At 62.2% G+C, this 23,480-nt stretch carries 29 protein-coding genes and 1 tRNA gene; 18 read left to right on the forward strand and 12 right to left on the reverse strand.

Going from position 1 to position 23,480, the window contains the following annotated elements; all coding sequences use genetic code 11:
• Nucleotides 1-34 precede the first annotated feature (34 nt).
• Nucleotides 35-802: an SDR family NAD(P)-dependent oxidoreductase gene (locus ACIU1A_RS27080; protein ID WP_404925693.1), complete on the reverse strand. Its 768-nt coding sequence runs from the start codon at nt 800-802 to the stop codon at nt 35-37.
• Between the two features lie 23 nt (nt 803-825).
• On the opposite strand from ACIU1A_RS27080, the gene ACIU1A_RS27085 reads away from it, so the two are divergent.
• The 3 genes from ACIU1A_RS27085 to ACIU1A_RS27095 all read left to right on the forward strand — a co-directional run bounded on the left by ACIU1A_RS27085 (nt 826) and on the right by ACIU1A_RS27095 (nt 2,334).
• On the forward strand, nt 826-1,068 hold the full coding sequence (locus tag ACIU1A_RS27085) for a hypothetical protein (RefSeq protein WP_404925694.1): 243 nt from the start codon (nt 826-828) through the stop codon (nt 1,066-1,068).
• A 25-nt stretch (nt 1,069-1,093) separates the two neighbouring features.
• Nucleotides 1,094-1,249: a hypothetical protein gene (locus ACIU1A_RS27090; protein WP_404925695.1), complete on the forward strand. Its 156-nt coding sequence runs from the start codon at nt 1,094-1,096 to the stop codon at nt 1,247-1,249.
• 137 nt (nt 1,250-1,386) lie between these two features.
• Nucleotides 1,387-2,334, forward strand: coding sequence for an LLM class flavin-dependent oxidoreductase (locus tag ACIU1A_RS27095; RefSeq protein WP_404925696.1), 948 nt, complete (start codon nt 1,387-1,389; stop codon nt 2,332-2,334).
• A gap of 99 nt (nt 2,335-2,433) precedes the next feature.
• Here the strand turns inward: ACIU1A_RS27095 and ACIU1A_RS27100 are convergent, their stop codons facing one another.
• Nucleotides 2,434-3,108 (reverse strand): cysteine hydrolase family protein, encoded by a 675-nt coding sequence (locus tag ACIU1A_RS27100; RefSeq protein ID WP_404925697.1) that lies wholly within the window; start codon nt 3,106-3,108, stop codon nt 2,434-2,436.
• Between the two features lie 218 nt (nt 3,109-3,326).
• On the opposite strand from ACIU1A_RS27100, the gene ACIU1A_RS27105 reads away from it, so the two are divergent.
• From ACIU1A_RS27105 to ACIU1A_RS27120, 4 genes are read left to right on the forward strand one after another with little or no spacing between them, the layout of a single operon-like run.
• Entirely contained in the window at nt 3,327-4,118 is a 792-nt protein-coding gene (locus tag ACIU1A_RS27105; protein ID WP_404925698.1) for an ATP-binding cassette domain-containing protein, read from the forward strand.
• 55 nt (nt 4,119-4,173) lie between these two features.
• The gene (gene exbB / locus ACIU1A_RS27110; RefSeq protein ID WP_404925699.1) at nt 4,174-5,094 is read left to right on the forward strand and encodes a tonB-system energizer ExbB; all 921 of its coding nucleotides are present in this window, start codon (nt 4,174-4,176) and stop codon (nt 5,092-5,094) included.
• Nucleotides 5,095-5,106: 12 nt separating this feature from the next.
• The gene (gene exbD / locus ACIU1A_RS27115) at nt 5,107-5,574 is read left to right on the forward strand and encodes a TonB system transport protein ExbD (RefSeq protein WP_404925700.1); all 468 of its coding nucleotides are present in this window, start codon (nt 5,107-5,109) and stop codon (nt 5,572-5,574) included.
• Nucleotides 5,571-6,491, forward strand: coding sequence for a TonB family protein (locus ACIU1A_RS27120; protein WP_404925701.1), 921 nt, complete (start codon nt 5,571-5,573; stop codon nt 6,489-6,491). Before exbD ends, ACIU1A_RS27120 begins: the two co-directional genes overlap by 4 nt.
• 74 nt (nt 6,492-6,565) lie before the next feature.
• Here ACIU1A_RS27120 and ACIU1A_RS27125 read toward each other — a convergent pair whose 3' ends face one another.
• From ACIU1A_RS27125 to ACIU1A_RS27145, 5 genes are all read right to left on the reverse strand, one after another.
• Nucleotides 6,566-6,889 (reverse strand): hypothetical protein, encoded by a 324-nt coding sequence (locus tag ACIU1A_RS27125; RefSeq protein WP_404925702.1) that lies wholly within the window; start codon nt 6,887-6,889, stop codon nt 6,566-6,568.
• 240 nt (nt 6,890-7,129) lie between these two features.
• Nucleotides 7,130-7,381 carry a hypothetical protein gene (locus tag ACIU1A_RS27130; RefSeq protein WP_404925703.1) on the reverse strand — a complete coding sequence of 84 codons (252 nt, stop codon included), beginning with the start codon at nt 7,379-7,381 and terminating at the stop codon, nt 7,130-7,132.
• 69 nt (nt 7,382-7,450) lie between these two features.
• Nucleotides 7,451-7,798: a SagB/ThcOx family dehydrogenase gene (locus ACIU1A_RS27135; RefSeq protein ID WP_404928026.1), complete on the reverse strand. Its 348-nt coding sequence runs from the start codon at nt 7,796-7,798 to the stop codon at nt 7,451-7,453.
• A 33-nt stretch (nt 7,799-7,831) separates the two neighbouring features.
• Entirely contained in the window at nt 7,832-8,509 is a 678-nt protein-coding gene (locus tag ACIU1A_RS27140) for a hypothetical protein (RefSeq protein WP_404925704.1), read from the reverse strand.
• Nucleotides 8,510-8,945: 436 nt separating this feature from the next.
• Nucleotides 8,946-9,692 (reverse strand): helix-turn-helix domain-containing protein, encoded by a 747-nt coding sequence (locus ACIU1A_RS27145; protein ID WP_140524635.1) that lies wholly within the window; start codon nt 9,690-9,692, stop codon nt 8,946-8,948.
• A 468-nt stretch (nt 9,693-10,160) separates the two neighbouring features.
• On the opposite strand from ACIU1A_RS27145, the gene ACIU1A_RS27150 reads away from it, so the two are divergent.
• Both ACIU1A_RS27150 and ACIU1A_RS27155 read left to right on the forward strand, forming a co-directional pair.
• The gene (locus ACIU1A_RS27150; RefSeq protein WP_404928027.1) at nt 10,161-11,480 is read left to right on the forward strand and encodes a tyrosine-type recombinase/integrase; all 1,320 of its coding nucleotides are present in this window, start codon (nt 10,161-10,163) and stop codon (nt 11,478-11,480) included.
• A 58-nt stretch (nt 11,481-11,538) separates the two neighbouring features.
• Nucleotides 11,539-12,279 carry a hypothetical protein gene (locus ACIU1A_RS27155; RefSeq protein ID WP_404925705.1) on the forward strand — a complete coding sequence of 247 codons (741 nt, stop codon included), beginning with the start codon at nt 11,539-11,541 and terminating at the stop codon, nt 12,277-12,279.
• A 41-nt stretch (nt 12,280-12,320) separates the two neighbouring features.
• Here the strand turns inward: ACIU1A_RS27155 and ACIU1A_RS27160 are convergent, their stop codons facing one another.
• Nucleotides 12,321-12,995 (reverse strand): hypothetical protein, encoded by a 675-nt coding sequence (locus tag ACIU1A_RS27160; RefSeq protein WP_404925706.1) that lies wholly within the window; start codon nt 12,993-12,995, stop codon nt 12,321-12,323.
• Between the two features lie 328 nt (nt 12,996-13,323).
• Here ACIU1A_RS27160 and ACIU1A_RS27165 point away from each other — a divergent pair, with 328 nt between their 5' ends.
• The 6 genes from ACIU1A_RS27165 to ACIU1A_RS27190 all read left to right on the forward strand — a co-directional run bounded on the left by ACIU1A_RS27165 (nt 13,324) and on the right by ACIU1A_RS27190 (nt 17,849).
• Nucleotides 13,324-13,983 carry a recombinase family protein gene (locus ACIU1A_RS27165; protein ID WP_404925707.1) on the forward strand — a complete coding sequence of 220 codons (660 nt, stop codon included), beginning with the start codon at nt 13,324-13,326 and terminating at the stop codon, nt 13,981-13,983.
• A gap of 310 nt (nt 13,984-14,293) precedes the next feature.
• Entirely contained in the window at nt 14,294-15,109 is an 816-nt protein-coding gene (locus ACIU1A_RS27170; RefSeq protein WP_404925708.1) for a ParB/RepB/Spo0J family partition protein, read from the forward strand.
• 98 nt (nt 15,110-15,207) lie between these two features.
• Nucleotides 15,208-15,987: a hypothetical protein gene (locus tag ACIU1A_RS27175; protein WP_404925709.1), complete on the forward strand. Its 780-nt coding sequence runs from the start codon at nt 15,208-15,210 to the stop codon at nt 15,985-15,987.
• A gap of 508 nt (nt 15,988-16,495) precedes the next feature.
• Nucleotides 16,496-16,957 (forward strand): hypothetical protein, encoded by a 462-nt coding sequence (locus ACIU1A_RS27180; protein WP_404925710.1) that lies wholly within the window; start codon nt 16,496-16,498, stop codon nt 16,955-16,957.
• A 50-nt stretch (nt 16,958-17,007) separates the two neighbouring features.
• Complete coding sequence (locus ACIU1A_RS27185) at nt 17,008-17,430, forward strand: hypothetical protein (RefSeq protein ID WP_404925711.1); 423 nt, start codon at nt 17,008-17,010, stop codon at nt 17,428-17,430.
• Between the two features lie 227 nt (nt 17,431-17,657).
• On the forward strand, nt 17,658-17,849 hold the full coding sequence (locus ACIU1A_RS27190; protein WP_404925712.1) for a hypothetical protein: 192 nt from the start codon (nt 17,658-17,660) through the stop codon (nt 17,847-17,849).
• Between the two features lie 92 nt (nt 17,850-17,941).
• Here the strand turns inward: ACIU1A_RS27190 and ACIU1A_RS27195 are convergent.
• Nucleotides 17,942-18,017 (reverse strand) — tRNA-Ala (locus tag ACIU1A_RS27195).
• A 136-nt stretch (nt 18,018-18,153) separates the two neighbouring features.
• On the opposite strand from ACIU1A_RS27195, the gene ACIU1A_RS27200 reads away from it, so the two are divergent.
• Both ACIU1A_RS27200 and ACIU1A_RS27205 read left to right on the forward strand, forming a co-directional pair.
• Nucleotides 18,154-18,444 carry a YggT family protein gene (locus ACIU1A_RS27200; protein ID WP_140492518.1) on the forward strand — a complete coding sequence of 97 codons (291 nt, stop codon included), beginning with the start codon at nt 18,154-18,156 and terminating at the stop codon, nt 18,442-18,444.
• A gap of 13 nt (nt 18,445-18,457) precedes the next feature.
• A complete protein-coding gene (locus ACIU1A_RS27205) occupies nt 18,458-18,775 on the forward strand; it encodes a DUF167 domain-containing protein (protein WP_140513996.1) in 318 nt (105 codons plus the stop codon).
• Between the two features lie 3 nt (nt 18,776-18,778).
• On the opposite strand, the gene ACIU1A_RS27210 is transcribed toward ACIU1A_RS27205, so the two are convergent.
• The 3 genes from ACIU1A_RS27210 to ACIU1A_RS27220 are packed head-to-tail and all read right to left on the reverse strand — an operon-like array spanning nt 18,779 to nt 21,525.
• Complete coding sequence (locus ACIU1A_RS27210; protein WP_140492512.1) at nt 18,779-19,660, reverse strand: MurR/RpiR family transcriptional regulator; 882 nt, start codon at nt 19,658-19,660, stop codon at nt 18,779-18,781.
• Between the two features lie 24 nt (nt 19,661-19,684).
• Nucleotides 19,685-20,752: an ABC transporter ATP-binding protein gene (locus tag ACIU1A_RS27215; protein ID WP_140759160.1), complete on the reverse strand. Its 1,068-nt coding sequence runs from the start codon at nt 20,750-20,752 to the stop codon at nt 19,685-19,687.
• 2 nt (nt 20,753-20,754) lie between these two features.
• On the reverse strand, nt 20,755-21,525 hold the full coding sequence (locus ACIU1A_RS27220) for an SDR family NAD(P)-dependent oxidoreductase (RefSeq protein WP_140492506.1): 771 nt from the start codon (nt 21,523-21,525) through the stop codon (nt 20,755-20,757).
• A 280-nt stretch (nt 21,526-21,805) separates the two neighbouring features.
• Between ACIU1A_RS27220 and ACIU1A_RS27225 the strand changes: the two genes are divergently transcribed.
• Nucleotides 21,806-23,038: a sugar ABC transporter substrate-binding protein gene (locus ACIU1A_RS27225; protein ID WP_140492503.1), complete on the forward strand. Its 1,233-nt coding sequence runs from the start codon at nt 21,806-21,808 to the stop codon at nt 23,036-23,038.
• Nucleotides 23,039-23,480: the final 442 nt, after the last annotated feature.

The raw sequence follows: 23,480 nt of genomic DNA on the forward strand, positions 1-23,480 counted from the left end.
GCTTGGGACGAAGACCCTGGACCTTTGGGACACCTCACATCGCGGTAAAACCATTGTCGACGAACAGATGGGCCCCGTTGACGAAGCTCGATTCGTCGCTGGCGAGGTACAGCGCCGCCTTTGCCACCTCTTCCGGTTCGCCGATCCGCCCCTGCTGCGCAGCCAGCGCCGCGTCGGAGACATCGACGCCGAGCTTGCCCAGATCGGCGACCTCGCGCAGCCCATGCGGTGTGCGGATGAAGCCGGGGCAGACGGCGTTGCAGCGGATGTTGCGGTCGCGGAATTCCACGGCAATGGCGCGCGCGAACATGTGACAGGCGCCCTTGGTGGTGTCGTAAAGCACTTCGTTCGGCGTCGCCGCCACCGCCGAGATCGACGAGGTGCAGACGATCGAACCGCCGCAGGCCGCGATCATGCCGGGCAGCACGGCGCGGGTCATCAGGAACATCGAGCGCACGTTGACGGCATGCAGCCAATCCCATTCCTGCACGCTGGTCTCCAGGAACGGCTTTATCACAATGGTGCCGGCATGATTGAACAGGACGGTAACCGCGCCGAACTTCTCGGCTGCGCCCTTCACGGCCGCCTCGACCTGCGCCTCGTCGGAAACGTCGGCGACAAAATGCTCCGCGATTTGGCCGCGCGCCCGGATCGCCGCGGCGGTGGCTGCCGCCGCTTCGCCATTGCGGTCGATGATCGCCACCTTTGCACCTTCCGCCGCGAACAACTCCGAGGCCGCCCCGCCCATTCCCGTCGCGCCGCCCGAAACGATGGCGACCTTTCCGGCCAGTCTTGCTCCCATTTCCTTGCTCCTCCCAAATGTCCTTGGACGATCTCGCATTGTCGCTCTGCCGCGATGCTATCCTGCCCGCGCCGGGCGGCCAATGCACGAATGGATCGGCAAGTGAAGCGCCGTCCAGCGCCGGAAGTGAAACCGACGCTGCCATGTCCGTCGATCACGTCGATGCCGCTCTTCAGCAACTCGGCGCCAATTTTAGCGGCACTATTAGAAAAAAATTCTGCGCATGGCCGAAAAATAGCAATCGACAAAGTCTACAACTTTTATAGATTAACCGGCGAGACGGAGGTCGACATGTCCTATTTGCAGAACACCGAGACCCGCAGCAGCGGCCAGAGGCTGGCCAATGCTCAGAGCTTCCGCCCGGCCTATGCCGGCGCTTTCGCCTATGTCGTCTTTGCCCTTGCGTTCGTGTTCACCGGGGCTGTTGTTCTGGGCCTCATTCCCTGAGCCATGGTTCGGCCAGGCTGACGACCCACCGCCTTCAGGCAATCGGAGTTGAATGAACCGGATCGCGGTGCGCTTTCGCGTGCGCCATTGATTCGTATTTGACCGCATCCGTGATTCCAGAGATGGAGGAGATGGCAATGCCGATCGAATTCACGCATGTGCCCGGCAAGACCCATCCTGCCGATAGCGCAGTTTCCTTTTTCTACGACTTTGCCGAGACGGCGACCAGGCTGGCGCTGATAGAGGATGGCGGTTTCCGCAACCTCGTGGTCGACGATCCGGCCGGCCTGCTGACCAATATGGATCTTGCCGCCCAGGTGCTGGACCGCAGCTCGTCGCTGGAAGTGGTCCTCACCCATTGGGCCGGCGTGGTCGAACCGACCGTGGCGGCGCGGCAGCTTGCCTCGATCGACGCCCGCAGCGGCGGCCGCCTCGCGCTCAGGATGATCAGCGAGCCGTTAAACGACGACGATGCCGAAGCGCGTCCGGTCGGACACGGTGTCCTCTGGCAGCGCATCGACGAATATCTGGTTCTGTTGAAGCGGCTATGGTCGAACGAGCAGCCTTTCGACCATGAAGGCGCGTTCTACAGCATCAAGGGCGGCTATGTTCCGCGCAAGGGGCCTCATGGTGCCGACCTCGTCATCCGCATGGGCGGCCAGTCCGGCACGGCACTGAAAGTGGCCGGCCGGCATGCCGACGTCTTCGAACTGGCGCCCGGTTCGATCGACGATGCCAGGCAGTTGATGGAGCGTGTGCGCAGCGCCGCCGCCGAACATGGCCGGGCCGCCAGACTGCGCTTCGCCCTTCCGGTCCGCATCCACCGAGGAGTTTCCTCGGCAGGGCACAAGGCGGTCGATGTCTCAGGCCCGCCGGCCCAGGCCGCCCTGTCGCTGCTTGCTTACGCGGCTCTCGGCATCGATGAATTCATGATCGTCGGCGTCGACACGCCGCGCGAGATCGCGACAGTCGGCCGCGAGACGATCGCGCTGCTGCGCAATTCGCTGGCGCGGCGTGAAAGCGGCGAGTTCCAGCATGGGGCTTTCGCGCAGCGCACGGGACTGGAAACACGGGCAACGGGCTGAACTGCGGAGAAATTTCCTTTCCAACCGCTCTGGCCTGCCGGAGGGTGCTATCCCTGCCGTGTCTATAACGTGCGAGGCTGCTCTGCGGTACCTAATCCTTTAACGCGCCTTGCTACCCAGCCGCGACAGGCCTTCAATGACTGCACCAGAATCCGCCAGCACGCCGAAGACGCCGTCCTCGACCGTTACCATGTGAAGGGCCGCCTCATGCGCCCGTCTGTCGCCGCTGGCGCAGGCGTCGGAGATCGTCAGGCACTGGAAGTTGCGGTCGCAGGCTTCGCGCAGCGTCGTGTGCACGCAGACATCCGTCTTGCATCCGCAAAACAGAAGATGCGTGATGCCTCGCGCGCGCAGCACGGGCTCGAAATCCGTATAGGTGAAGGCGCCGTTGCAGGTCTTGTCGACGATGATGTCCCGCGGCGCGACGTCGATCTCCGGAACGATCTGAAAACCCGGACCCGAACGAAGCAGGATTTCGGTGCCGTCGAGGCCGGCCCGCCTGCGGCGCCATTTCTCGTAAGGCGTCATGTCGGCCATGTCGGCCCGGTAGCCCTGCCTTGTATGGACGATGCTGACGCCCGCCTCGCGGGCAGCGGCGATCAGCCGGCTCACCGCGAGCAGGATCGCTCTCAACGGCGACGGATCATATCCCTTCCTGGCGAAGTAACCCGTCGTCGACAGGAAATCCTGCTGCAGGTCGATCACGACCAGCGCGGTGTTCTCGGCCACCAGCCTGCCGTCATAGGGAAAGTCGAAGGGTGTCGCCTTGATCATGCGCGGTTTCCTGTTTCAGCGAAGACCTTAGAGCGGTTCATCGCTTCACGGAAACGCTTCCTTGCCTGAAATTCGAAGCGGCATCAGGCGTCACGATGTTTGTTGATGCTAAAACCCAACTTCATTGTTGACTATTAAAGTCATGTTTCATAGTCAACCGGGCACGGCTGCCGAAAACCGGATTGATGACATGCCCGCAGCCGTACTGGAGACGGACCTTGACCGGAATTGACACCCAGACTGCTTTCCACATCGACGCGGTGCGCTTTGCCGTGGGCGAGCGGACGCTGCTCGGTCCGGTTTCGCTCGAATTGCAGTGTGCGCGCGTCTACGGGCTGATCGGCCACAACGGGTCCGGCAAGTCGACGCTGGTCAAGCTTTTGGCGCGCCAGCAGCCGGCAAGCTCTGGCGCCATCACCTTCGCCAGGCGGCCTTTGGCCCAGTGGGGTGCGCGCGAACTGGCGCGGGCGCTTGCCTATCTGCCGCAGACGACGCCGGCGGCGACCGGCTTGACCGTGCGCGAGCTGGCGGCGCTCGGACGTTATCCGTGGCATGGCGCGCTCGGCCGCTTCGGCCAGGACGACAGACGGCATGTCGAGGAAGCGCTGGCCCTGACCGACATGGCCGGCTTTGCCGACCGGCTGGTCGACGAGCTGTCGGGCGGCGAGCGCCAGCGCGCCTGGCTCGCCATGCTGGTGGCGCAGAATGCCGGCGTCATGCTGCTCGATGAGCCTATCTCGGCGCTCGACATCGCCCATCAGGTCGAGGTGCTTGGGTTGGTCAGGTATCTCAGCCGCAAGCGCGACCTTTGCGTCGTCGTGGTGCTGCACGATCCCAACATGGCGGCGCGCTATTGCGACGAGCTGATTGCCCTGAAGGACGGCAGGCTGCTGACGCGCGGCACGCCCGGCGAAATCATGCAAGGCGATGTGCTCAAGGGCATTTTCGGGGTCGAGATGGGGGTGTTCGCGCACCCCGTCACAGGCCAGCCCGTCGGCTACGTCCAGTGACGCTTCAGCGCCACGGCGGGGAAGACTGGCGGCTGTGAGAACGAGGAAGAAGACGATGTCGAGAACCGGTTTGGTCGCAGCGCTGTTTGCATCCGCCATGCTGGCGGCCGCCAGCGCGCCGGCGCAGGAGCAGCCGGCAAGCGGCACGCCCGCCACCATTACGGCGCCAGCACCATCGCCGGCCGCGCCCGCCGCTCCCGTGGGAGCCCTAGCGCCTGCACAGCCGCAAGCCGGGGCCGGTACGGCGGCCGAGCCCTCGCCGGCGCTGAGCTTGCCGCACGATTTGTCGCCATGGGGCATGTTCATGGCTGCCGACATCATCGTCAAGGCGGTGATGATCGGGCTGGCCTTCGCCTCGCTCGTCACCTGGACGATATGGCTGGCCAAGTCGCTGGAAGTGCTTGCCGGCAAGCTTGGCGCTCGTCGCGCTGCGCGGGCCATCGGCAATGCCGCGACGCTGAAGCAGGCGAGCCGCGCGCTCGACCGCAACGGCGGCACCGGCGCCCTGCTGGTGCGGGCGGCGGAGAAAGAAGCGGCACTTTCGGCCGGCGCGCTCGACCATGCCGGCGGCGACGGGCTGAAGGAACGGGTCGCCTCGCGCCTGACACGCATCGAGGCGGCGGCGGCGCGACGCATGTCGCGCGGCACCGGCCTGCTGGCGACGATCGGCTCGACCGCGCCTTTCGTCGGTCTGTTCGGCACCGTGTGGGGCATCATGAACGCCTTCATCGGCATTTCGCAGGCGCAGACCACCAACCTGGCGGTGGTGGCGCCGGGCATTGCCGAAGCCCTTCTCGCCACCGCCATGGGGCTCGTCGCCGCGATACCGGCCGTCGTCATCTACAACGTCTTTGCGCGCTCGATAGCCGGCTACCGGCAGATCCTCGCCGACGCCTCGGCTGGCGTCGAGCGGCTGGTCAGCCGCGACCTCGATTTCCGCACGGTGGCGCCGGCAACGGTGCTGGCGGCGCAGTAGCGGGGCAAGACCATGGGCAGCCGCATCCGTCAGACCATGGACGACGACCTCGAGGAAAGCCACGAGATCAATGTCACGCCCTTCATCGACGTCATCCTGGTGCTGCTGATCATCTTCATGGTCGCAGCACCCCTGGCGACGGTGGATGTCAATGTCGACCTTCCGGGCTCGACCGCGACGCCGGCGCCGCGGCCGGAGACGCCGCTGTTCCTGACGTTGAAGGATGACCTCTCGCTGGCGATCGGCAATGACACCGTGCCGCGCCAGGTTTTCGCCGCCACGCTGGACGGCAGGACCAAAGGCGACAAGCAGACGCGCATCTTCCTTCGCGCCGACAAGGCGGTTGCCTATGGCGACCTTATGGAGGCAATGAACCTGCTGCGCGGCGCCGGCTATCTGAAGATCGCCCTGGTCGGCCTGGAGGCTGCGCCCGCCGGCGGTGCTCCCGCAGCGGATCCAGGCGGAGCCGCTGGTCCATGACCGGGCAAGCGGCCGCCTCGCCCACGGTGGAGCTGTCGCGCCTCGGCTGGCGCGACCTCGGCCTGTGGGCGGTTGCGGCCGCGCTGGTGCTTGGGGCGCATGTTGCGGTCGCCTATGCGGTGCAGAGCTTCAGCCCGGTCGACCCGGCGGATGGCGGGCCGCCACCGGCGCTGGCGGTCGAGATGGCGCCGATGGTGGTGACGCCGGCCGTGCCCGAGCAGGCCGCCGCTGTGCCCGACCAAGCCGAGCCGGTCGAGGAGACCGAAAAGGCGCCCGAAGCCGAGCCCGAGAAAGGGGCGGAGCAAACGGAGCCCGTTGCCGAGCCTGATGCAACCGAACCGACTGAGACGATGCGGACTGAGCCGGTTGACCAACCACCGCTTGAAGAGATCGTCCCTGACATGGTCGAGACGGTCGCGCCTGACGTCGTCGTGCCGCTGCCGCAGCCGAAGCCGGTCGAGACGCCCAGGGAAAAGAAACCCGTCCAGGCCAAGGTGAAAAAGCCCGTCGAGAAACCCAAGCCGAAGAAGGATAAGGCGCCGCCGCCGAAGACGGTAACCGCCGCGAGCGCGGAGGCAAAGCCCGCCACCAGGACGGCGGCGCCGAAATCGGCGTCCGGGGCGTCCGGCGTCAGCCCGGCCAAGTGGGAATCGCGGCTGCTGTCATGGATCAAACGGCATACGCGCTATCCGAGCGCCGCGAAATCGCGACGCTCGCAAGGCAATGCGAACGTCACCTTCACGGTGGACGCCTCAGGCCGGGTGACGTCGGCGCGCGTCGTCCGCTCCTCGGGCGATCCCGACCTCGACCGCGCCGCGCTCGCCGTGCTGCAGGGCGCCACCGTGCCGCCGCCGCCGCCGGAGCTGGGTTCGCGCGTCAGCCGCACGGCGCCATTCGTATTCAGCCTTCGGAACTGATGCATGCCGCCCAAAACTGAGCCCGGTTCGGGAGAAACGACATACACGGATCAAAGCAAGGTCGAAGGGTCGGCCTACCGATAGCTCATCGACAGACACAGAGCCTCGACCTGCTCGAGGTAGAAGCGGCATCTCATGCGCAGGATCCTGAGGTTCGGATCGTCGGCGCCGTTGATCTCGATGGTCTGCATCATGAAGTCGAAATGGGCATGGAAGGCATCCACCGCGCCCCAGAGACTGTCGGCCCGCCAGGTCTCGGCTATCGCCGTGGAAACCAGTTGGCGCGCTTGCAGGCGCGCCGCATCCGGCGATGCCGGCCGGCTGGCGATCAGGGCATGGAGGCGGCTGAAGACATTTTCACCGACATCGGCGCTTTTGATGGCTGCGATCATGTTCATTTGTGGGTTCCCCTCAGGTCGTCGTGTATAAAGGCCGGTTCGGCGGGCTGCGGGCGATCATTGCAGGGATCGCGGCGGCATCGGCCGGCCGGCCTTGGATGATGTTGCCTCTGCGCCCGCGTGTTCCAACCAATCGGCCATCTCGATGCGGTCAAGCCGACGGCGGCCTTCCTCAAGGACGGCAGCAGGCCTTGCCGCGCACGTCCCGGGGCACGCCACAGAGATGAAGGCTGCATCTGGCTATGCCCTCCTCGGCTGGACGCGATTGTCTTTCGCCTGCGTCTTGGGGTGCATCGAATTGCCGCTGAGCTGCGGATGCCTGGCCGACCGGGCGCCGCGAAGGACGTCGAAAGCCTCGGCATAAGCCATGCCCAGCAGATAGGAGATCATGGGGAAACGGCTTGCTTCGGCCATCTGCACCAGCTCATTGGCCATCGACGCGATATATTGGAGAATATCGATCTCGGACTGGCGTAGGGATTGGTTGGCCACGTGCTGCTCCAGTGATGTGGTGGAATTCAGGGGACCCCCTCACCGGGCACTCTGAACATAATCAATCGGCTAATTGATTGACCGCGCTGCCAGGCGCGGATTGGTTTCCGGGATAGACAGGGTCAAGGCGTAGATGGGCTCGTCGGTGAGCCGGTCGAGGCCGAGCAAGCGCTTGATCGCCGAGTGGCTGAGCGCCGCGGTCGGGCAGGCCGACAGGCCGTGCCTGGTCGCTGCAAGCATCATGTTCTGGCCGATATGGCCAGCTTCGATCAGCACGACACGATAGGCGTTGGCGTCCTCATACTTCCACATGGTGCGGTCGAGCCTTGCGCAGAGCAGGACCAGGCAGGGCATGGGGTCGGCCCATTCCTGTCCGCCGACCAGCTCGGAGATTTTCGGCAGGTGGTTCGCCGAAATCCTCTCAAGATCGTGTCCGGCAGCCGAGTAGTGCTAGACGCCGGGCTCCAGCCCTTCCACCGCCGGCGCGACCACATAGGCTTCGTAGGGATTTCTCGCGCCGCCGGAAGGGGTCATGCCCAGCGGCAGGGCGCCAACGCAGTTGCTGGTCTCGCCGGTGATACCCATGCCCGCGAACAGGCAGTCGGAAAGCTGTTTCGCGGTGACGGTGGCCGCCGCCGCTGTTCGGTTCGTGCGACGCTGGGCCATCAGAGCAAGGAGTTCATTGTCGTCCAGCGCGTCCGGCAGCCGGATGGCCGCCGCGGAATTCCTGAGCACGAGGTCGGGCTGCACGGTGTGACCGGCGCGTTCGATCTGCCGCGCCTCCGCCAGTTCGATGGTCATGAACTCGCTGTCCTGGACGCAGAAATGCATCAGCGCGGTCGGAATGCCCCAGTTCCATTGTCCCGAGAATTGGCTCTCCTGTTCGGCCAGTTGCGACCCGGCGGTCACCAGTGCGGAAAAATCGAGCAATTGGGGGATGACGGCATCCAGCTCTGATCGCGACCATCCGTGGTCCCGCGCGATCTCCGCGGCGGATGCCCATTTGTCCCAGGATGCGAGAAGACCGATCACCTCGGAACTGCATTCGAAGACGCTTCTGGTCAGGAAATTGCACGCCGTGACCTTGTTGGCGCCGGGGTAGAAGACAAGCGTTTTTGCGGAGCGCATTTTCATGATGCCGAAAGCCGAATGCAGAAATGTCATTGCGAAGGCGAGGCGCCGACGAACAAACCGTCGCCGGCGCCTCGGGCAGCTCAGCGCTTGTTGTAGTGCATGCCCTGCGAAAAGAAGACGGTCTGGGTGCCTGCGGCAATCGTCAGCTTCGGAGCAGTGTTCACTTTCTTCGCCATTTTCATCCCTTCCTGACCCCAAATGGGATCTGTTGAAAAGATCCCCAAAACGGGATCCACGGGCGGAAGGTAAGATCGAAAGAGTTAATGGTTTGTTAAAATGGTAGTAAAACTGCATTAATCTAATTTATCTTTCTTATCTGTAAAGTACAAAAAATCGATTTTACTCACATACGGAGTAGATGACTGCCGGCATACGCTATTTCCGGATAGAGTTATTCTTATTTAGCGTAAAAGGGAAGATTCTGACGCGATCAGTCCAGCCCCTCCCGAGCGAGGCTGACCACGAGCTGGTCGAGGCTCGGGTCGTCGAGCTTGACGACGTGCGCCATGCGGATCGCCTGCCGCGGGCCGATGGATACGTCCTGCCGCATGATGACCGACACGAAGGCCGGCCCGGCTTCCGTCAGAAGCATGGCCTTGCCAATCAGTACCGGTTCCGAGATGGGAGCCCACTGCACCGAGATCAGCGATGGTTCACCGGTCTGGCGGCGATTGACGCCGCTGAAGTAGATCCAGTTCAGGCGCGAGATCGCCACGCCGTAATGATTGCCGCGCGCCCGCGCCCATGTCGTTCCCCGGCGCTCCGACCACCCGGTAACCCTTCGGAACGTCACCAGCTCGGCGTCGCGCCGCACGAAGGTCACCGACCGCATCAACAGGTCGGGGCGGGCCGGTATCGAAAAATAGGTGAAGTAGGTGCCGCCCGCGATCGACGGGGCGGGCGGCCGGATCATTTGGTTGAACAGGCTTTCGGAAATCGGTGGCAGGCCGCGAACCGCAGGCTTCGGCGCGCCCGGTTCCCGGTACAATTCGGCTTCGTCGATGCGGAAATAGTCGCAGATCAGCTTGGCTGTCGCTTTGTTCGGAACGGTCTGTCCCTGAAGGTAGCGTTCGAACTGCGTGCGATTGATGCCCAGTTCCCGGCATACCGCGCTTACCGAGGCATGCTCCTTACAGAGCCGTCTGAGATTTGCAGCGAGATACTCGCGAATTGACACGTTTTGCTTCCGCGGGCGGGTTCTTCATATCGACTTCCAAATCCGTATAGAGCCGTCAGCCGCCCCCACCGAAACGCCTTGCTACAACACACAGAAAAAACTGATTTGGTAATGTCACTCTAATGGGGTGGATTCCAAAAAAAATAGCGCGATTCCATAGCGATCACCGCCATAAGTCCAATTGACAGGCGTTTGCCCCGGAAGGCTCTCGCAATCGACCGTGGCGGGCCGAAAGGAGCGCCGGTGTCGTGACATTTCGCACCGTAGCCACCGACGTGGGTTCGGCTGTTGCAACGCAGCGACGGCGGAAAATGGATTATCCCGCTGGTGGAGCTGAGGAGGAGCGACGGCAACTCCTCCTCCGGCCCTTGAAACCCAAGGAATGTGCTGCTATCAGACCCACAAACGTGGGGAAACAGCGTAGGGAAACCTTGGGTTAGATCGATGCCGAAGCACCGTAGCCGCTCCATGCGGCATCTCGAATTGAAGCGCCGGGTATGGTGGATGGACATCGGCATTCCGGCAGACGTTCGCCACGCCTTTGACGGTCAGAAGAGGCGACGGACAAACCTCCAGACGGGAGACCTTCGAACTGCGATGGAACGCCGGGACCAGACCGAGCGAGAATTTCTCGCACTGTTCAAGGACATCCGGCGCGGCGTTGTGAAGGCGGCTGCGGAGGAGGTTGCAGAGTTGCGCGGCGCGCTGTGGCGGGAGGCGATTGCGAACCCTAAGGAGCATGATCGGGATTTCATCGTTGGCCTTGCTCAGGACGAAGCCGAGCGGCTGCGGGCCAGGCAGTCGACCACCCAAGCGGCCAAGGCCTTCGAGCGGGGACTGTCAGGGCAACACCCTGTTGACCACTTCCTTGAGCAATTTCTGACTGAGGCGCAGCTTGCCGCGAAGACGGCTAACGAACGACGGGGGCTGGTTAGGCAGTTTGCGCAATGGGCCAAGGCCGAGGAACTTGGAATGCTCGAAATCGACCGCAAGGCTGCGGGGCGATACGTGCAAGAGAAGATCGCGCCGAGGGACCGCAGCACCGGCAAGAAGCACCTCACGGCGGTTAAGACGTATTGGGATTACCTTAAGCGGCGGGGGCATGTGCAATTCGAGGTGTCGCCGTGGCATGACCAATTGGAGCCGCAGCGGGGCAGAAAGGGCACCAAAGAAGTTGGGGAACGACCGTTCACGACCGAGGAAGTCAAGGCGCTGTTATACGGTACGCCGACCACGGCGACGAAGTTCGATGAGTTGACGCGCGAGGTAGTGAGGTTCGGGCTGCTATCGGGGATGCGCGAGGACGAGATTGTCTCCCTTCGGGTGGACAACGTAATCGAAGGACCGGACGACATGGGATCAGCCTTCGACATCGCAGCGAGCAAGACCGACGCGGGGGTTCGCATGGTGCCGGTTCATCCCGACCTTATGGACAGCGTTACTGAGCGAATGAAAGGCAAGAAGCCTAACGCGCTCCTATTTGATGAGTTCGACGACGTTGACCGACCAGCCGACACCTTCGGGAAGCGCTTCAACCGCTATCGCAAGGCCCGTGGCGTTGACGACAAGCGGGTCGGGAAGCGCAGGAGCTTGGTCAACTTCCACTCGACACGGCGCTGGTTTGTCTCCGAAGCTGAGCGGGCGGGGCACCCCGAGGCGACCGTTGCGGTTATCGTAGGTCACGCCGAGAAGCGCGCTAAGGGGTTCACCTTCTCGACGTACAACAGGGGAGGGCCGAGCGGGGCGCAGAGGCGGGCGGTTGTGGAAAGCGTGGTATTGCCCAAATAGGTCTGGAAGAACGCCTGTGGCATGAATACATTAGGGTTAGTTTGGGCAGGAGATTGATTTGGAACTTGTTTCTCCAGAGGACTACGCTTCCTTACCAAGTGACCTTGCGGGGAGGTTCGTTGCGTTCGAGGAAATCTGTCGGCGCAACTTGAACGAGTTCATCACCCGCGAAACTCCTGCACACTTCGATCAAATGATCCGAATGGAGTACATGACCCTCGTATGCGCGGCTGCCGAAGAGTGTGGCGTTGAAGGGTTTGACTTCCCATGGCACTTGGACCAACCCCACGAGGCCTTTCAGACCTTTCTTCTTAAGGCTGCGGGGGTGGCCGCGCGGTTCCGATTGCGTGGAGTGGGTAAGCTCGACACTTACTCGGTACGCCTCGCAAGCAAAACGCGCGGGCGCATCGAACAGCAGATCGCCAAGTTGCGGGACATCATCATCAACAGTGAGTTGGCTGAGTGGCAGCGAAAGGGCCTGCTGGACAAGCTAAACGATCTGTCGGTTGAGCTGTCCCAACCGCGCGTCCAGTATAGCAAGTTCATGGCTGTCTTGGCCGTTGTGTGCGCGACGTTAGGTGGGACGACAACCTTTCTTGCCGAGGCTCCGAACGCGGTGGTGACGATCACCAGACTGCTTGGTGAAGACAAGATTGCAGAAGACGCTGAGGCCGATAGGCTTGGCCCCCCGCCAGCGCCGAAATCTCTTCCTCCAAAGCCCCGCTCCCTTCCTGCGCCGGATTTTGTCCTGGCTCCCGAACGGAAGCACCGGGAGCTGGATGACGAGATACCGTTCTAGCGTTTGGTGCAGACCGCTGACGACCGTAACGACTGAACCCCTCATTTTGGCGGGGGTGGCGTGGTCTCGTCTATGCCAGAGTAGTAGATAGCCAACGCTCCGGTGATAGGCGGAATGACGCGCTGGGTCGACTGTAAGCCACCACCCTCACTGATGCTGTGGTAGGTACAGCTATTTGCAAAGTCCTTATTGGCTGGATTGTAAGCGACACGCTTTACGCTTGTCCTGACGTAGTTGTAGGGGGCCAGTTTGCCCGGCTCCACAAGACCCCCGTTGGGGTCGATGCTACGAATGTATTTAATCACCGCGACATGGGAAATGTCTTCATCGCGATAGATCAACTGATCGTAGCCCGGGCCGGGTTGCTTACGCACGAGCATCGCGCAAGTCAGCCCTGTGTCAACAAATGAGCGGGCAGTGCCTGTATTCAGAAATGCGACTGTGGCACTATTGGTTGTCATCTCGGTCATCACCCCGGTGACCCTTGCATCATCGCGATCGACGGACCATCCCGCAACTACTTTTCCAAGCGGAACGACGGCAACAGTCGTCACCGAAATCAGAGCGGTGAGCAGGGCAAGCGTAGAGTTTCCCCATGGGATAAGCCTCCGCCAGTCCTGAAACTCTCCGCAGGTAGTACATTTGCGCGCACGCGCAGGAATAGGCGTGCAGCACATAAGACATAGCTTCGTAGTTGGCTGGTCTTGCTCAGTCACCGTGCCCCTCCCGCTGGTAGGCTCTCCGACGCAAGCTGCAAAAGCCTGACCAGAGTAATCAGAGGCGGAACGATGTAGCAAGCCGAGGGGGTCACTATGTTTGGGGCAAATTTCCGAGAGGGTGATCGGATGACAGGCACGCGCACCAACCCCCCCCGTGGGGCCTCGCCGTGGCAACGCCACGAGGGACCTACACTCAAAACATGGAGGTGGGGGTGGATACCCTGACCACTAGCACTACGGAACTGCCCGGCGCACAAAACCCTTCATTTCTTCTATGGCATTGTGCATCTTATGGCATTGCTACTGCACAGCCATAGGAACGGTCATGAAAGTCGTCGGTTACATCCGGGTCTCCACCTTCGAGCAGGCCAACACCGGCGAGAGCCTTGAGACCCAGAAGAGGGCAATCCAAGGCTATGCCATGATGAAGGGCTGGACGATTGCGGAGACGTTCACCGAAGCTGGCGTGTCGGGGTCCATCCCGTTGGCCGAGCGTCCTGAGGGTCAGCGCATGGTGGCGGGAATAGAGCCCGGAGACATCATCATCACACCCAAGCTTGATCGCATGTTTCGCAATGCGACCGACGCCTTGGTGACCTTAGAGGAGCTGAAGGGGTCCAAGGTGGAGTTGCACATGCTGGACCTTGGCGGCGATGTGTGTGGCAACGGCATCTCCAAGCTGGTGTTCACGATCCTGTCAGCCGTGGCAGAGAATGAGCGCGACCGTATCAGGGAACGCATTAGGGACGTTAAGCGGAGCATGGCCTCCCGTGGGCTCTACAACGGTGGCAAGCGGCCATTCGGCTTTGACGTGGTTGGGGAAGCACGTGACAAGCGGCTGGTGCCGAACGAGGCGGAGCAGGCCGTGCTTGCCCGTATGATGGCTATGCGTAACGACGGGGCGAGCTTCAACAAAATTGGGTCGGCGGTAGGCATGGACATGAAGACTGTCAGCCGCATCCTCGCAAGGCAGGCGACCGAATAACGGCACCACTAGCTATGAAGGTCGAACATTAGAGGTCGCTGAATAAGGCCCCCACTAGCACTACGGAGGCGATTTGAGCTTCCACGGCGAATAGCCAACCCACTAGCACTACCCAACGCATTTCACCCAGATCGATCATCCTGTTGAAGGCCTGACAGGTACCCTCGTTGCTCCTTCCGCCGGCGCTTGAAGGTGTTTCCGGGGTGGTCGGTCTTGGTGAGGTGCGACCCTACGAATGTTCAGGCGTGTGCCTGCTTATCGATGCCTTTCCCGGTGGACAGGTCAAACGAACACAACAGAAGGAGCGAGAATGAGCGCTGGAGAGCAACTCCAGGAATTGATGCTAGCCTATGAGGTGAGCCGTCAGCAGCAACTCACCAGGCCAGACCAAGGTCCGCCTGAGCTGCGCCTTCAGGACATCGAGATGGTGCCCGAACTGTTTCAGCCGAGGGGCGGGATCAGCGAGCGGCATGTTTCGGAACTGGTCAAGGCAATCAAGACAGTCGGAGCCCTCGACCCAGTGACTGTGATGGTGGTTGGCAAGAGGCCAATTCTGATCGACGGGCACCACCGCATTGAGGCCTACGGAGCCGCTCAGTGGACCGAGCCGGTGCCTGTCAGGTATTTCGAGGGAAGCCCCGAGGATGCCTTGGTGGCTGCTGGAGAGGCCAACTCAAAGGCCAAGCTGCCGATGGACAACACCGACCGTCAGAACTTCGCTTGGCGGCTGGTGCTGATCGACCGACATAGCATCGCCAAGGTGGCCAGAGCGTCAGGCATCTCGGCGGCTCAGGTGACCATCATGAGACGCGCTAGGAAGGCCTTAGGCGGACAGGCTGCGGACTTCTCGACATGGTTTAGGGCACGCCTAGCGGCCAACGGGAAGGAATACGTCAACAGCGGAGATGACGACGAAAGGGACCAATGGATGCAACAGGTTGCTGACCGATACGCCGACGAGTTGACCAAGAAGTTCTCAACCAAGCTGGCACTCAATCCCGAGATCGCCGCCATGGCACTGGCGAGCTACTTCGGGCGGAAGCTCCCGGAGGTCTACGGGTTCCTTAGGGAGCATCTAGGCGAGGACGATAGAAGGGCCATTGAGGTCGACAATGACGAGTTCTGAGGCCGACCTTCCCTAATCACTACGGTCCCTAATTTAGGGAGGCAGAGCGTTCCGGATCGGGGCGCTCTTTCCACATTCACGCATGAAGAAGGAGAACGATGAAACCAGATGAGAAAGCGCTGGTCACGCTGAGGTCACCCGGATGGGACCCGAACGACCACGTCGACCGATACGTCACCCATGAGGCCGTCACGGCGTTCATGGCGCAATACCTCGACCAGCACCCGGACGGGGCCTCGACCATCGAGCATGACCCCGTGCGGGGCTGGCAGGGGATGGTCAGCGAGACCGGTAGTTGCGTCTATCGCCCCACGGCGTTCCAGATCATGCAGGCGCATTGTGACCCGAAGGCGCTGACCGACCGAGAAGTGCTGTTCTTGGTCATGACGTCGACCGAGGCCGAGAGCTTCACCGAGGCCGATTGGAGCGCGATGGTTGAAGGCAAGGTGCTGGAGGTGAAGGTTCGCCAGGATGCCGACAGGCGGGGCAAGCGGCGCAAACTTGACCATGACGACAGAGCGGAGAGAGGGGGCCGAGAGCGGCTGAAGCTCGACTACTTACCCGGCCAGCGGGTGATCCCCGATGAGGCCCTTTCACAGCGCGCAAAGATGCGCAGAACGAAGTCACTGAAAGCAGCACAAGAGCGGAGAGACCGGAGGCGGAAGACTGCCGAAGGTGTCGTGATCCAGATGAAGAAGGAGGAATGGCGGGCGATGAACCCCGAGCAAGTGAAGCAGTACCACACGACCCTTGATAGGCTGGTGGCCATGGGCACCCTCGACCCGCACATGGTCGATGAGCATGAGAATGCTGAAGGTTCACCTATCTCATACCTGTACCGAATGGGCCGGATGACCTCCAAGGGTGACCGGGCATGACGTTTGACGAGATCAGACGGCGGGATTGGGTCGCGACCTATCCCACTCGGGAGGCGGCTCTTGCCTTGGTCGAGTGGATCGAGGCGAACGACTGGGAGCGGGTGTCAGACCTCGACAGGCGGTTAGCGGATGTCGGAATTGCGTGGACCCAGAGTTTCCATGTGGCTGTCGAGCGGTGCTGGGAGGTCTATGGCTACCCTCATCTAGAGGCTGGGGCAGTCGCGAGACGGGTTGCTGAGGTGACGACGAGGCCTACCCGCTCAGCGCCGCGTCGGGGGGGCGAGGGGAGGCAGCGAAGGGCTTTCCCGACCATCTACCCCAGCCATGCCTAACGCGCGTCCTGAAGGCCTGCAGAAGATGTCTTACGGGTTCACGCCACGGCGCTGACACAAGTCTCGTGGGAACTCCACGGGACATTAGCCGCCACCATCACAACCAAACTTATCCGCGCCCGGAGCAATGACGCGCCGGGGCGATCAACCATGACCAAATTGAAGGAACGAACATCATGAACGATTTCAACAAGGCCAGCGGCCTCATCACCACGGGCACGACCGACATTCGCGCACAGGAAGCGAGGGACCGTCAGTCTCTCGAAGACCGGGTGGATCAGATGCGGCGCGACCATGAGCAGGCCGAGAAGGACCGTAAGGAAGCCGACTTTCGAGAGCGGATCGCGGCCCAGACGGAGGCAGGCTTGCGGGCCAATCAACAGCTTCAGGCTAAGCGCCTTGGCATCAACACCGGGCAGGCGCTGACCGAAGGCCAGAAGGCCCAGACAGCAGTGGCTAAGCCCATGAACGGCTCAGCGCCGCAGGCTCTTGTGGATCGGCTTGCGGTGACCGTTGGAGGCATCCAGTTGGCACCCCAGCAAGCCAAGGACATGGCGGCACGTGGGGAGATCAGCCAGGGCGATTACGTCGCGGCTGTGAACGTGGCTCTGGTCCCCTACGGCTATTCTTTCAGGTAACCACGGGGGCCGAGAGTGACGGGGCGGTTGATGCCGCTCCGTTGCCCACCGTGGACGAGAAGACCGATGAGACCGACGAGGAACTGACAGCCGAGCAGAAGGAAGAGAAGCAACATGCCGAGTTCGTGCGGATGGCCGACCAGAGCCTTGACCGCTTCCGGGGCACTCACAGCGAGGCCCAGCAGGAGTTCATCGTGGACGCCTATGTGGACACCGGAGAAATCCTTACCGGCGAAGCCTACGGCATCGACCCGGTGGAGGCGGCTGTGGTCGAGACTGCATTTAGCCAGCACCTAGACCGCAACGTTTTGCGCCAGCATGGGCTGAGCCTTCAGACCTACTTCGAGCATGTTGACGAGGCCGACTACCCGGCGCTTCGCAGGGCTGCGGCCAAGGGTGAATGGCACGTCTTCCATGCACATGCTCAGGCCATAGCTTCAGCCCGTAAGAACGGTTCGGCCTACAGCGACTAAACCACAGATGGACACATTTCCTGTCCCCGACGCATCGCCCCAAGAGGTGTGCCGGGGGCAGGACTTTGTGAGCAGAAATCGCTCCACTGGCGGGACGTCTCCGCTAAGGGAATAGTCCCGCTGCCGCATTGAATTTAGCTGATTTGACCGGCTTGGGTTTTGACCCCTATCCCTCCGCACAGGCCGGCGGGCCGAGGACAAAGAGCAGGAAGGTTTTGACCAGACCGATGACGAAGAAGATCGATTTCATCAGCCTTGAGGCGGCGGTTGCTGCATGGCTCAGCGACCACCTCGAACATGTTCGCGAGACCTTCGGAGAGGGAGAGGCATACGCTGCGGCGGTCGAACTGGAGGATGACCCGTGGGTGGCCCTGCAGTGGTACGTCGAGGACAAACGCCGAGGTTCAACTGCAATTTGATTTGGGCGCGGGGAAACAGCGTGGGGAAACGTCTCCGGAGCGATCCCGCTAACGCGTTGATTTCTTACGGAGTTTCTGGGTATTAAATCCGCTGGTGGAGCTGAGGGGGATCGAACCCCTGACCTCGTCATTGCGAACGACGCGCTCTCCCAGCTGAGCTACAGCCCCGTCCAGCGGATGGCGCATTTATCGGGCACGGCAGTTTTCTGTCAAGGCGACGTTTTGCCGAAATCCTGGCGGCCGAAGCCTGCCCTTGCCGGTTTCGCGCGCAATGGCTACATGTCGGCAACAATTGGAGACCGGCATGCTCGCCCTCATTCAAACAATCGTCATGGCGCTCGACCTCTATTGGTGGGTCATCATCATCTCGGCGATCTTTTCCTGGCTCTATGCCTTCAACGTCGTCAACTCGCGCAACCAGTTTGTCGGCAGCATCGGCAATATGCTCTACCGGCTGACCGAACCGGCGCTCAGGCCGATCCGACGTTTCATGCCGGACCTTGGCGGTATCGACATCTCGCCGATCATCCTGCTGCTGATCCTGTTCTTCCTCAGGCAATTCCTGCTCACCACCGTGGCACCGCTGGTGCTGTGAACCCGATGCTCGCATGAGTGCCCCGTTCCGCATCCGCGAGAACGGCATCGAATTGTTCGTCCGGCTGACACCGAAGTCTTCCATGGACAGGTTCGAAGGCATCGAGACATCGGCTGATGGGCGAAGCCATTTGAAGGCACGGGTCCGCGCCGTGCCCGAAAACGGCGCCGCCAATCAAGCGCTGGAGAAGCTGGCCGCCAAGACTCTTGGAGTGCCGGCCTCAGCCGTTTCGGTTGTCGCCGGCGGCACGGCACGGCTCAAGACGCTGCGCGTGACGGGTGAACCCCAGGTGCTGATGCAGCGCATCGAGGCGCTCAGTGCTTCGGCCTGAAGTTCAATCGCCCAGCGGCAAACGCGGATCGTCGACCTTCAGCGTGTTCACGCTCTGCTTGATGCGGCGCAAATTCTCCAGCACCTTCGGGCCGCGCGTCTCGGCCACCGACGTGACGATCATGTCGACGATCGCCAGCAGCGCATAGCGCGACGATGTCGGCTTGTAGATGTTGCCGTCCTCGAGCGGCTGCAAATGGATGACGGTGTCGGCGGCCCTGGCCAATGCCGAGTCCGGCGCGGTGACGGCGACCGTTGTGGCGCCATATTGCTGCGCGACCTGCACCGCCTCGATGACCGACCGTGCATAGCCGGAAACCGAGAAGGCGACCAGCGTGGTGTCGGGCGTGGCCACGGCGGCGTACATGCGCTGCAATTGCCCGTCGATCTGCGCCAGCACCGGCAGGCCCAGCCTGAACAGCCGGTTCTGCATCTCGGTCGCCATCATCGAGGAAATGCCGCCGGAGCCGACACACAGCACGTTGCCTGACGTGGCAATGCGCGCGGCGACATCGACCAGCGTCGTCATGTCGAGGTTTTCGCTGGCGCGCTGGATGGCCGATATCGCCGCCTCGGTGATGGCCGATGCGATGCGCTGCTCACGGGCGTCGCGGCTCAGCGGCTCAGGCGACAGATACTGTCCGCCGATGGCGATCGCCTGCGCCAGATAGAACTTGAAGTCGCGCAGGCCTTCGCAGCCGAGGTTGCGGCAGAAGCGGGTCACCGTCGGCTCGCTGACGCCGACGCGCGCGGCGATCTCCGAGATCGCCGCCTTGGAGGCGAAATCGAGATCGGACAGGACCAAGCCCGCCAGCCGGCGATCCGACTTGGTGCCGTCCTGCGACATCAGCTGCAACCGGGTGATGATGTCGGCCGGTGTCTTCATGCCGGTGTCTTCACGCTTGTGCTTTCATAGAGGCAGGCCCGTCGCCTTGTCGAAAAGATGGACGTTGCGCGGCTCGACCGAGACCGGCAGGCGGTCGCCCGGCTTCACCTGCATCCGGTCGCGGAAGACGACGCGCACCGTATCGCTGCCAATGGCGCCGTAGACATGCGTTTCGGAGCCCGTCGGCTCGACGACGTCCACCTTGATGGTCATGGCGTCGGCAGCTTCGCCGATGACAAAATGTTCGGGCCGGATGCCGGCCTCCACCGCGCCGCCTGTCCGCACCTCTTTGCCGGCAAGCGCAAGCTTTCCGCCGCCGGTCGATTCGAACCAGCTGTTCGTGGCCGTCGTCTTGAGGGACCCGGAAACGAAACTCATCGAGGGCGAGCCGAGAAAGCCGGCAACGAACTTGTTGGCCGGCCGGTCATAGAGCTCCAGTGGCGGCCCGACCTGCTGGATCCGGCCGCGATCCATCACCACGATGCGGTCGGCCATGGTCATGGCCTCGATCTGATCGTGGGTGACATAGACGACCGTCGATCTCAGTCTCTGGTGCAGCGCCTTGATCTCGGTGCGCATCTGCACCCGCAATTGCGCGTCGAGGTTGGATAGCGGTTCGTCGAACAGGAAGACCGAGGGCTCGCGCACGATGGCGCGGCCCATGGCGACGCGCTGGCGCTGACCGCCCGACAATTGCCGGGGGTAACGGTCGAGATAGGAGAACAGATTGAGGACGCCGGATGCCTTCTTGACCTTGTCCTCGACCGCGGCGCGGTTCTCGCCGCGGATTTTCGGCCCAAAGCCGATATTGTCGGAGGCCTTGAGGTGCGGAAACAGCGCATACGACTGGAAGACCATGGCGATGTTGCGCTGCTGTGGCGGCAGGTCGTTGGCGCGCACGCCGCCAATGACTAGATCGCCCGAGCTTATCGTTTCCAGTCCGGCCAGCATGCGCAGCAAGGTCGACTTGCCGCAGCCGGACGGGCCGACCAGCACGACGAATTCGCCGCTCTCGATGTCGAGGTCGATGTTCTCGAGGATGCTGTGCTGGCCGAAGGATTTCGAAAGGCCGCGGAACTGGACGTCGGTCATGGTCACGCTCCCAATATGTCGTCGATGAACGGCAGGCAGCCGGCGGTCAGGCCGGCATCCACCGGCATCACCACGCCCGTTACGCCGGACGCCCGGTCGGAGGCAAGAAACGCCACGGCTTCCGCCACCTCCGAGGCATTGACGATGCGGCCGAGCGGATAGAGCCGCTGGAGCTTGCCGAGAATATCCGGGTTCTTGGCCAGGCGATGGTCCCAGGCGGCGGTACGGATCGATCCCGGACAGACGACATTGGCGCGAACGCCGCTGCGGCCGAGCTCGACGGCGATCGCCTTGGCATAGGCGTTGATACCGGCTTTGGCGGCGGCATAGGCGGGGTTGCCGAAATGGGCGATGGCGTTGACGGAAGAAATGAAGACGACGCTGCCCGACCCGCGCGCCGCCATCGCCTTGACCAGCGGGTCGGCAAAAGTCATCACGCCGGTCAGGTTGAGGTCGACTTCCTGCCCTATCCTGTCGGTCGTCAATGCGCCGAGCGTCTCCGCGCGCGTCCAGCCGGCATTGTTGATCAGGATGTCAGGCACGCCGTCCTTGTCGAGCACGGCCGCGATGGCTGCCTCGACTGAAACCCGGTCGAGAAGGTTGAAGACATGACGCGAGGCGAGGTGCGGGCTTGCCAGCGCCTCCTCCGATTGATCGCAGCCGATCACCCGCGCGCCTCTTCCGGCCAGCAACGCGACGATCGCCGAGCCGAGGCCACCGCCGGCGCCCGTGACAACGACAGTGCGGCCTTCGAACTCGGCTTTCGAAACCACGGCGCTTGCTCCTCCGGCAGTTCGAGCAATTCCAGGAAAGTGTATATGGTTTTCCGTCCGGAATTGCGTCAAAACAAAGAGTTAGAATGGTTCTCCGTTTCCGTGAAACGGTGAACTGCTCTAGGCAGATGTCGGCAGGCTAGTGAATGGAATGTAATTAAGCAACACGATAATCTGCTTGCGTGCGGCCAGATCCTCGATAATGTAGGAAAGTCACATAATCCTGCGCCAACATCGGCGTGAGGAGCGCAAAAGCGCGGAACAAAATGGGAGAGATCGGATGAGCATTGCGAAATGGACTGTCGGCTTGATGGCCGGAATGAGCATGCTGGCCTTCGCGGCACAGGCGCAAGCCGGCGAGGTGCGCGTCACGGTCGCCGAATACAGCGCCAAGACCGGCCCCTACTTCGAGGAGGTCAAGAAGGAGTTCGAGGCAAAGAACCCCGGCATCACGGTCAAGTTCGAAGTGGTGCCGTGGGATGTGCTCTTGCAGAAGCTGACCACCGACATCACCGCCGGCACCAATGCGGATCTCTCGATCATCGGCACGCGCTGGCTGATCGATTTCGTGCAGCAGGACGTCGCCGAACCGCTCGACAGCTACATCACGCCAGACTTCAAGGGCCGCTTCATCGACACGTTCTTGTCGCCCTCGATCATGGACGGCAAGACCTACGGCCTGCCGATCGCCGCTTCGGCGCGCGCCATGTATTACAACAAGGAGCTGTTCGAGAAGGCAGGCATCGCCAAGCCGCCGGCCAATTGGACCGAGCTGCAGGAGGACGCCCGCAAGATCAAGGCGCTGGGGTCCGGCACATTCGGCTTCGGCCTGCAGGGCAAGGAGATCGAGACCGACGTCTACTATTACTATGCGATGTGGTCATACGGCACCGAGATCCTCAACAAGGACGGCACATCGGGCTTGAGCACGCCTGGCGCGCTCGAAGCCGCCAAGCTCTACAAGTCGATGATCGACGAGGGCCTGACGGAGCCCGGCGTCACCTCCAACAACCGTGAGGACGTTCAGAACCTGTTCAAGCAGGGCAAGGTCGGCATGATGATCACCGCACCCTTCCTGTCCAACCAGATCAAGGAAGAGGCGCCGAGCTTGAAATACGGCGTGGCGGCTATACCCGCCGGCCCGACCGGCGCGCGCGGCACCTATGGCGTCACCGATTCCATCATCATGTTCAAGAACTCCAAGAACAAGGACGAGGCCTGGAAACTGCTCGACTTCCTGTTCACCACGGAACAGCGCGCCAAGTTCACGCAAGGCGAGGGCTTCCTGCCGGTGAACAAGGAAGAGGCCAAGATGGACTACTACGTCAACAATGCCGACCTCGCCGCCTTCACCGCGCTTCTGCCCGATGCCCGCTTCGCGCCGGTCATCCCGGGCTGGGAAGAGATCGCCCAGATCACCTCGGACGCGATCCAGAAGATATACCTCGGCGGCGACCCGGAGGCGGGTTTGAAGGATGCGGCGGCGAAGGCCAACGCCGTGCTGAAGAAATAGGGCGTATCTCCCTGCGCCCGTGGCGCGCCCCACTCAGGCGGGGCGCGCCACATCTTGCAGACTCGAGCAGAAAGATAGTTCATCGATATCAGCGCCGCCCCAGCCAGGCTCCTTTCCTCTCCCTCCGGAGGGGAGAGGTGGCTCGGCGAAGCCGAGACGGAGTGGGGGAACCACCTGGCAAAGCCGCGACGGACATAGGAAGCGCAAGCATCGCCTCGCCTTGCGCCCAAGAGTCGACCCCCACTCCGTCGAGCTTCGCTCGACGCCTCTCCCCCGGTCGACGGGGGAGAGGAAGGGCCCCCTTCCGCAACTGCTGCGGAGGACGGGCAGGCAGGGCGCGCAGCGACGCTTGCAAGGAGTCCTGAAGCTGTGCCCCTGAGAAGAACGAGGCGGGATTAAGTCAATCTGTTAGGCCAGCGCAATCCAATCTCCACCCGCAACA

Origin of the sequence: Mesorhizobium maamorense (assembly GCF_044998965.1) — a bacterium.
Taxonomy (GTDB): domain Bacteria; phylum Pseudomonadota; class Alphaproteobacteria; order Rhizobiales; family Rhizobiaceae; genus Mesorhizobium.

Bases quoted from the DNA above. Each gene is read 5' to 3' on its own strand.
- ACIU1A_RS27080 (WP_404925693.1), bottom strand. From the start codon at position 802: ATGGGAGCAAGACTGGCCGGAAAGGTCGCCATCGTTTCGGGCGGCGCG.
- ACIU1A_RS27090 (WP_404925695.1), top strand. From the start codon at position 1,094: ATGTCCTATTTGCAGAACACCGAGACCCGCAGCAGCGGCCAGAGGCTG.
- ACIU1A_RS27095 (WP_404925696.1), top strand. From the start codon at position 1,387: ATGCCGATCGAATTCACGCATGTGCCCGGCAAGACCCATCCTGCCGAT.
- ACIU1A_RS27100 (WP_404925697.1), bottom strand. From the start codon at position 3,108: ATGATCAAGGCGACACCCTTCGACTTTCCCTATGACGGCAGGCTGGTG.
- exbB (WP_404925699.1), top strand. From the start codon at position 4,174: ATGTCGAGAACCGGTTTGGTCGCAGCGCTGTTTGCATCCGCCATGCTG.
- exbD (WP_404925700.1), top strand. From the start codon at position 5,107: ATGGGCAGCCGCATCCGTCAGACCATGGACGACGACCTCGAGGAAAGC.
- ACIU1A_RS27120 (WP_404925701.1), top strand. From the start codon at position 5,571: ATGACCGGGCAAGCGGCCGCCTCGCCCACGGTGGAGCTGTCGCGCCTC.
- ACIU1A_RS27125 (WP_404925702.1), bottom strand. From the start codon at position 6,889: ATGAACATGATCGCAGCCATCAAAAGCGCCGATGTCGGTGAAAATGTC.
- ACIU1A_RS27140 (WP_404925704.1), bottom strand. From the start codon at position 8,509: ATGCGCTCCGCAAAAACGCTTGTCTTCTACCCCGGCGCCAACAAGGTC.
- ACIU1A_RS27150 (WP_404928027.1), top strand. From the start codon at position 10,161: ATGCGGCATCTCGAATTGAAGCGCCGGGTATGGTGGATGGACATCGGC.
- ACIU1A_RS27165 (WP_404925707.1), top strand. From the start codon at position 13,324: ATGAAAGTCGTCGGTTACATCCGGGTCTCCACCTTCGAGCAGGCCAAC.
- ACIU1A_RS27170 (WP_404925708.1), top strand. From the start codon at position 14,294: ATGAGCGCTGGAGAGCAACTCCAGGAATTGATGCTAGCCTATGAGGTG.
- ACIU1A_RS27175 (WP_404925709.1), top strand. From the start codon at position 15,208: ATGAAACCAGATGAGAAAGCGCTGGTCACGCTGAGGTCACCCGGATGG.
- ACIU1A_RS27180 (WP_404925710.1), top strand. From the start codon at position 16,496: ATGAACGATTTCAACAAGGCCAGCGGCCTCATCACCACGGGCACGACC.
- ACIU1A_RS27190 (WP_404925712.1), top strand. From the start codon at position 17,658: ATGACGAAGAAGATCGATTTCATCAGCCTTGAGGCGGCGGTTGCTGCA.
- ACIU1A_RS27200 (WP_140492518.1), top strand. From the start codon at position 18,154: ATGCTCGCCCTCATTCAAACAATCGTCATGGCGCTCGACCTCTATTGG.
- ACIU1A_RS27205 (WP_140513996.1), top strand. From the start codon at position 18,458: ATGAGTGCCCCGTTCCGCATCCGCGAGAACGGCATCGAATTGTTCGTC.
- ACIU1A_RS27210 (WP_140492512.1), bottom strand. From the start codon at position 19,660: ATGAAGACACCGGCCGACATCATCACCCGGTTGCAGCTGATGTCGCAG.
- ACIU1A_RS27215 (WP_140759160.1), bottom strand. From the start codon at position 20,752: ATGACCGACGTCCAGTTCCGCGGCCTTTCGAAATCCTTCGGCCAGCAC.
- ACIU1A_RS27225 (WP_140492503.1), top strand. From the start codon at position 21,806: ATGAGCATTGCGAAATGGACTGTCGGCTTGATGGCCGGAATGAGCATG.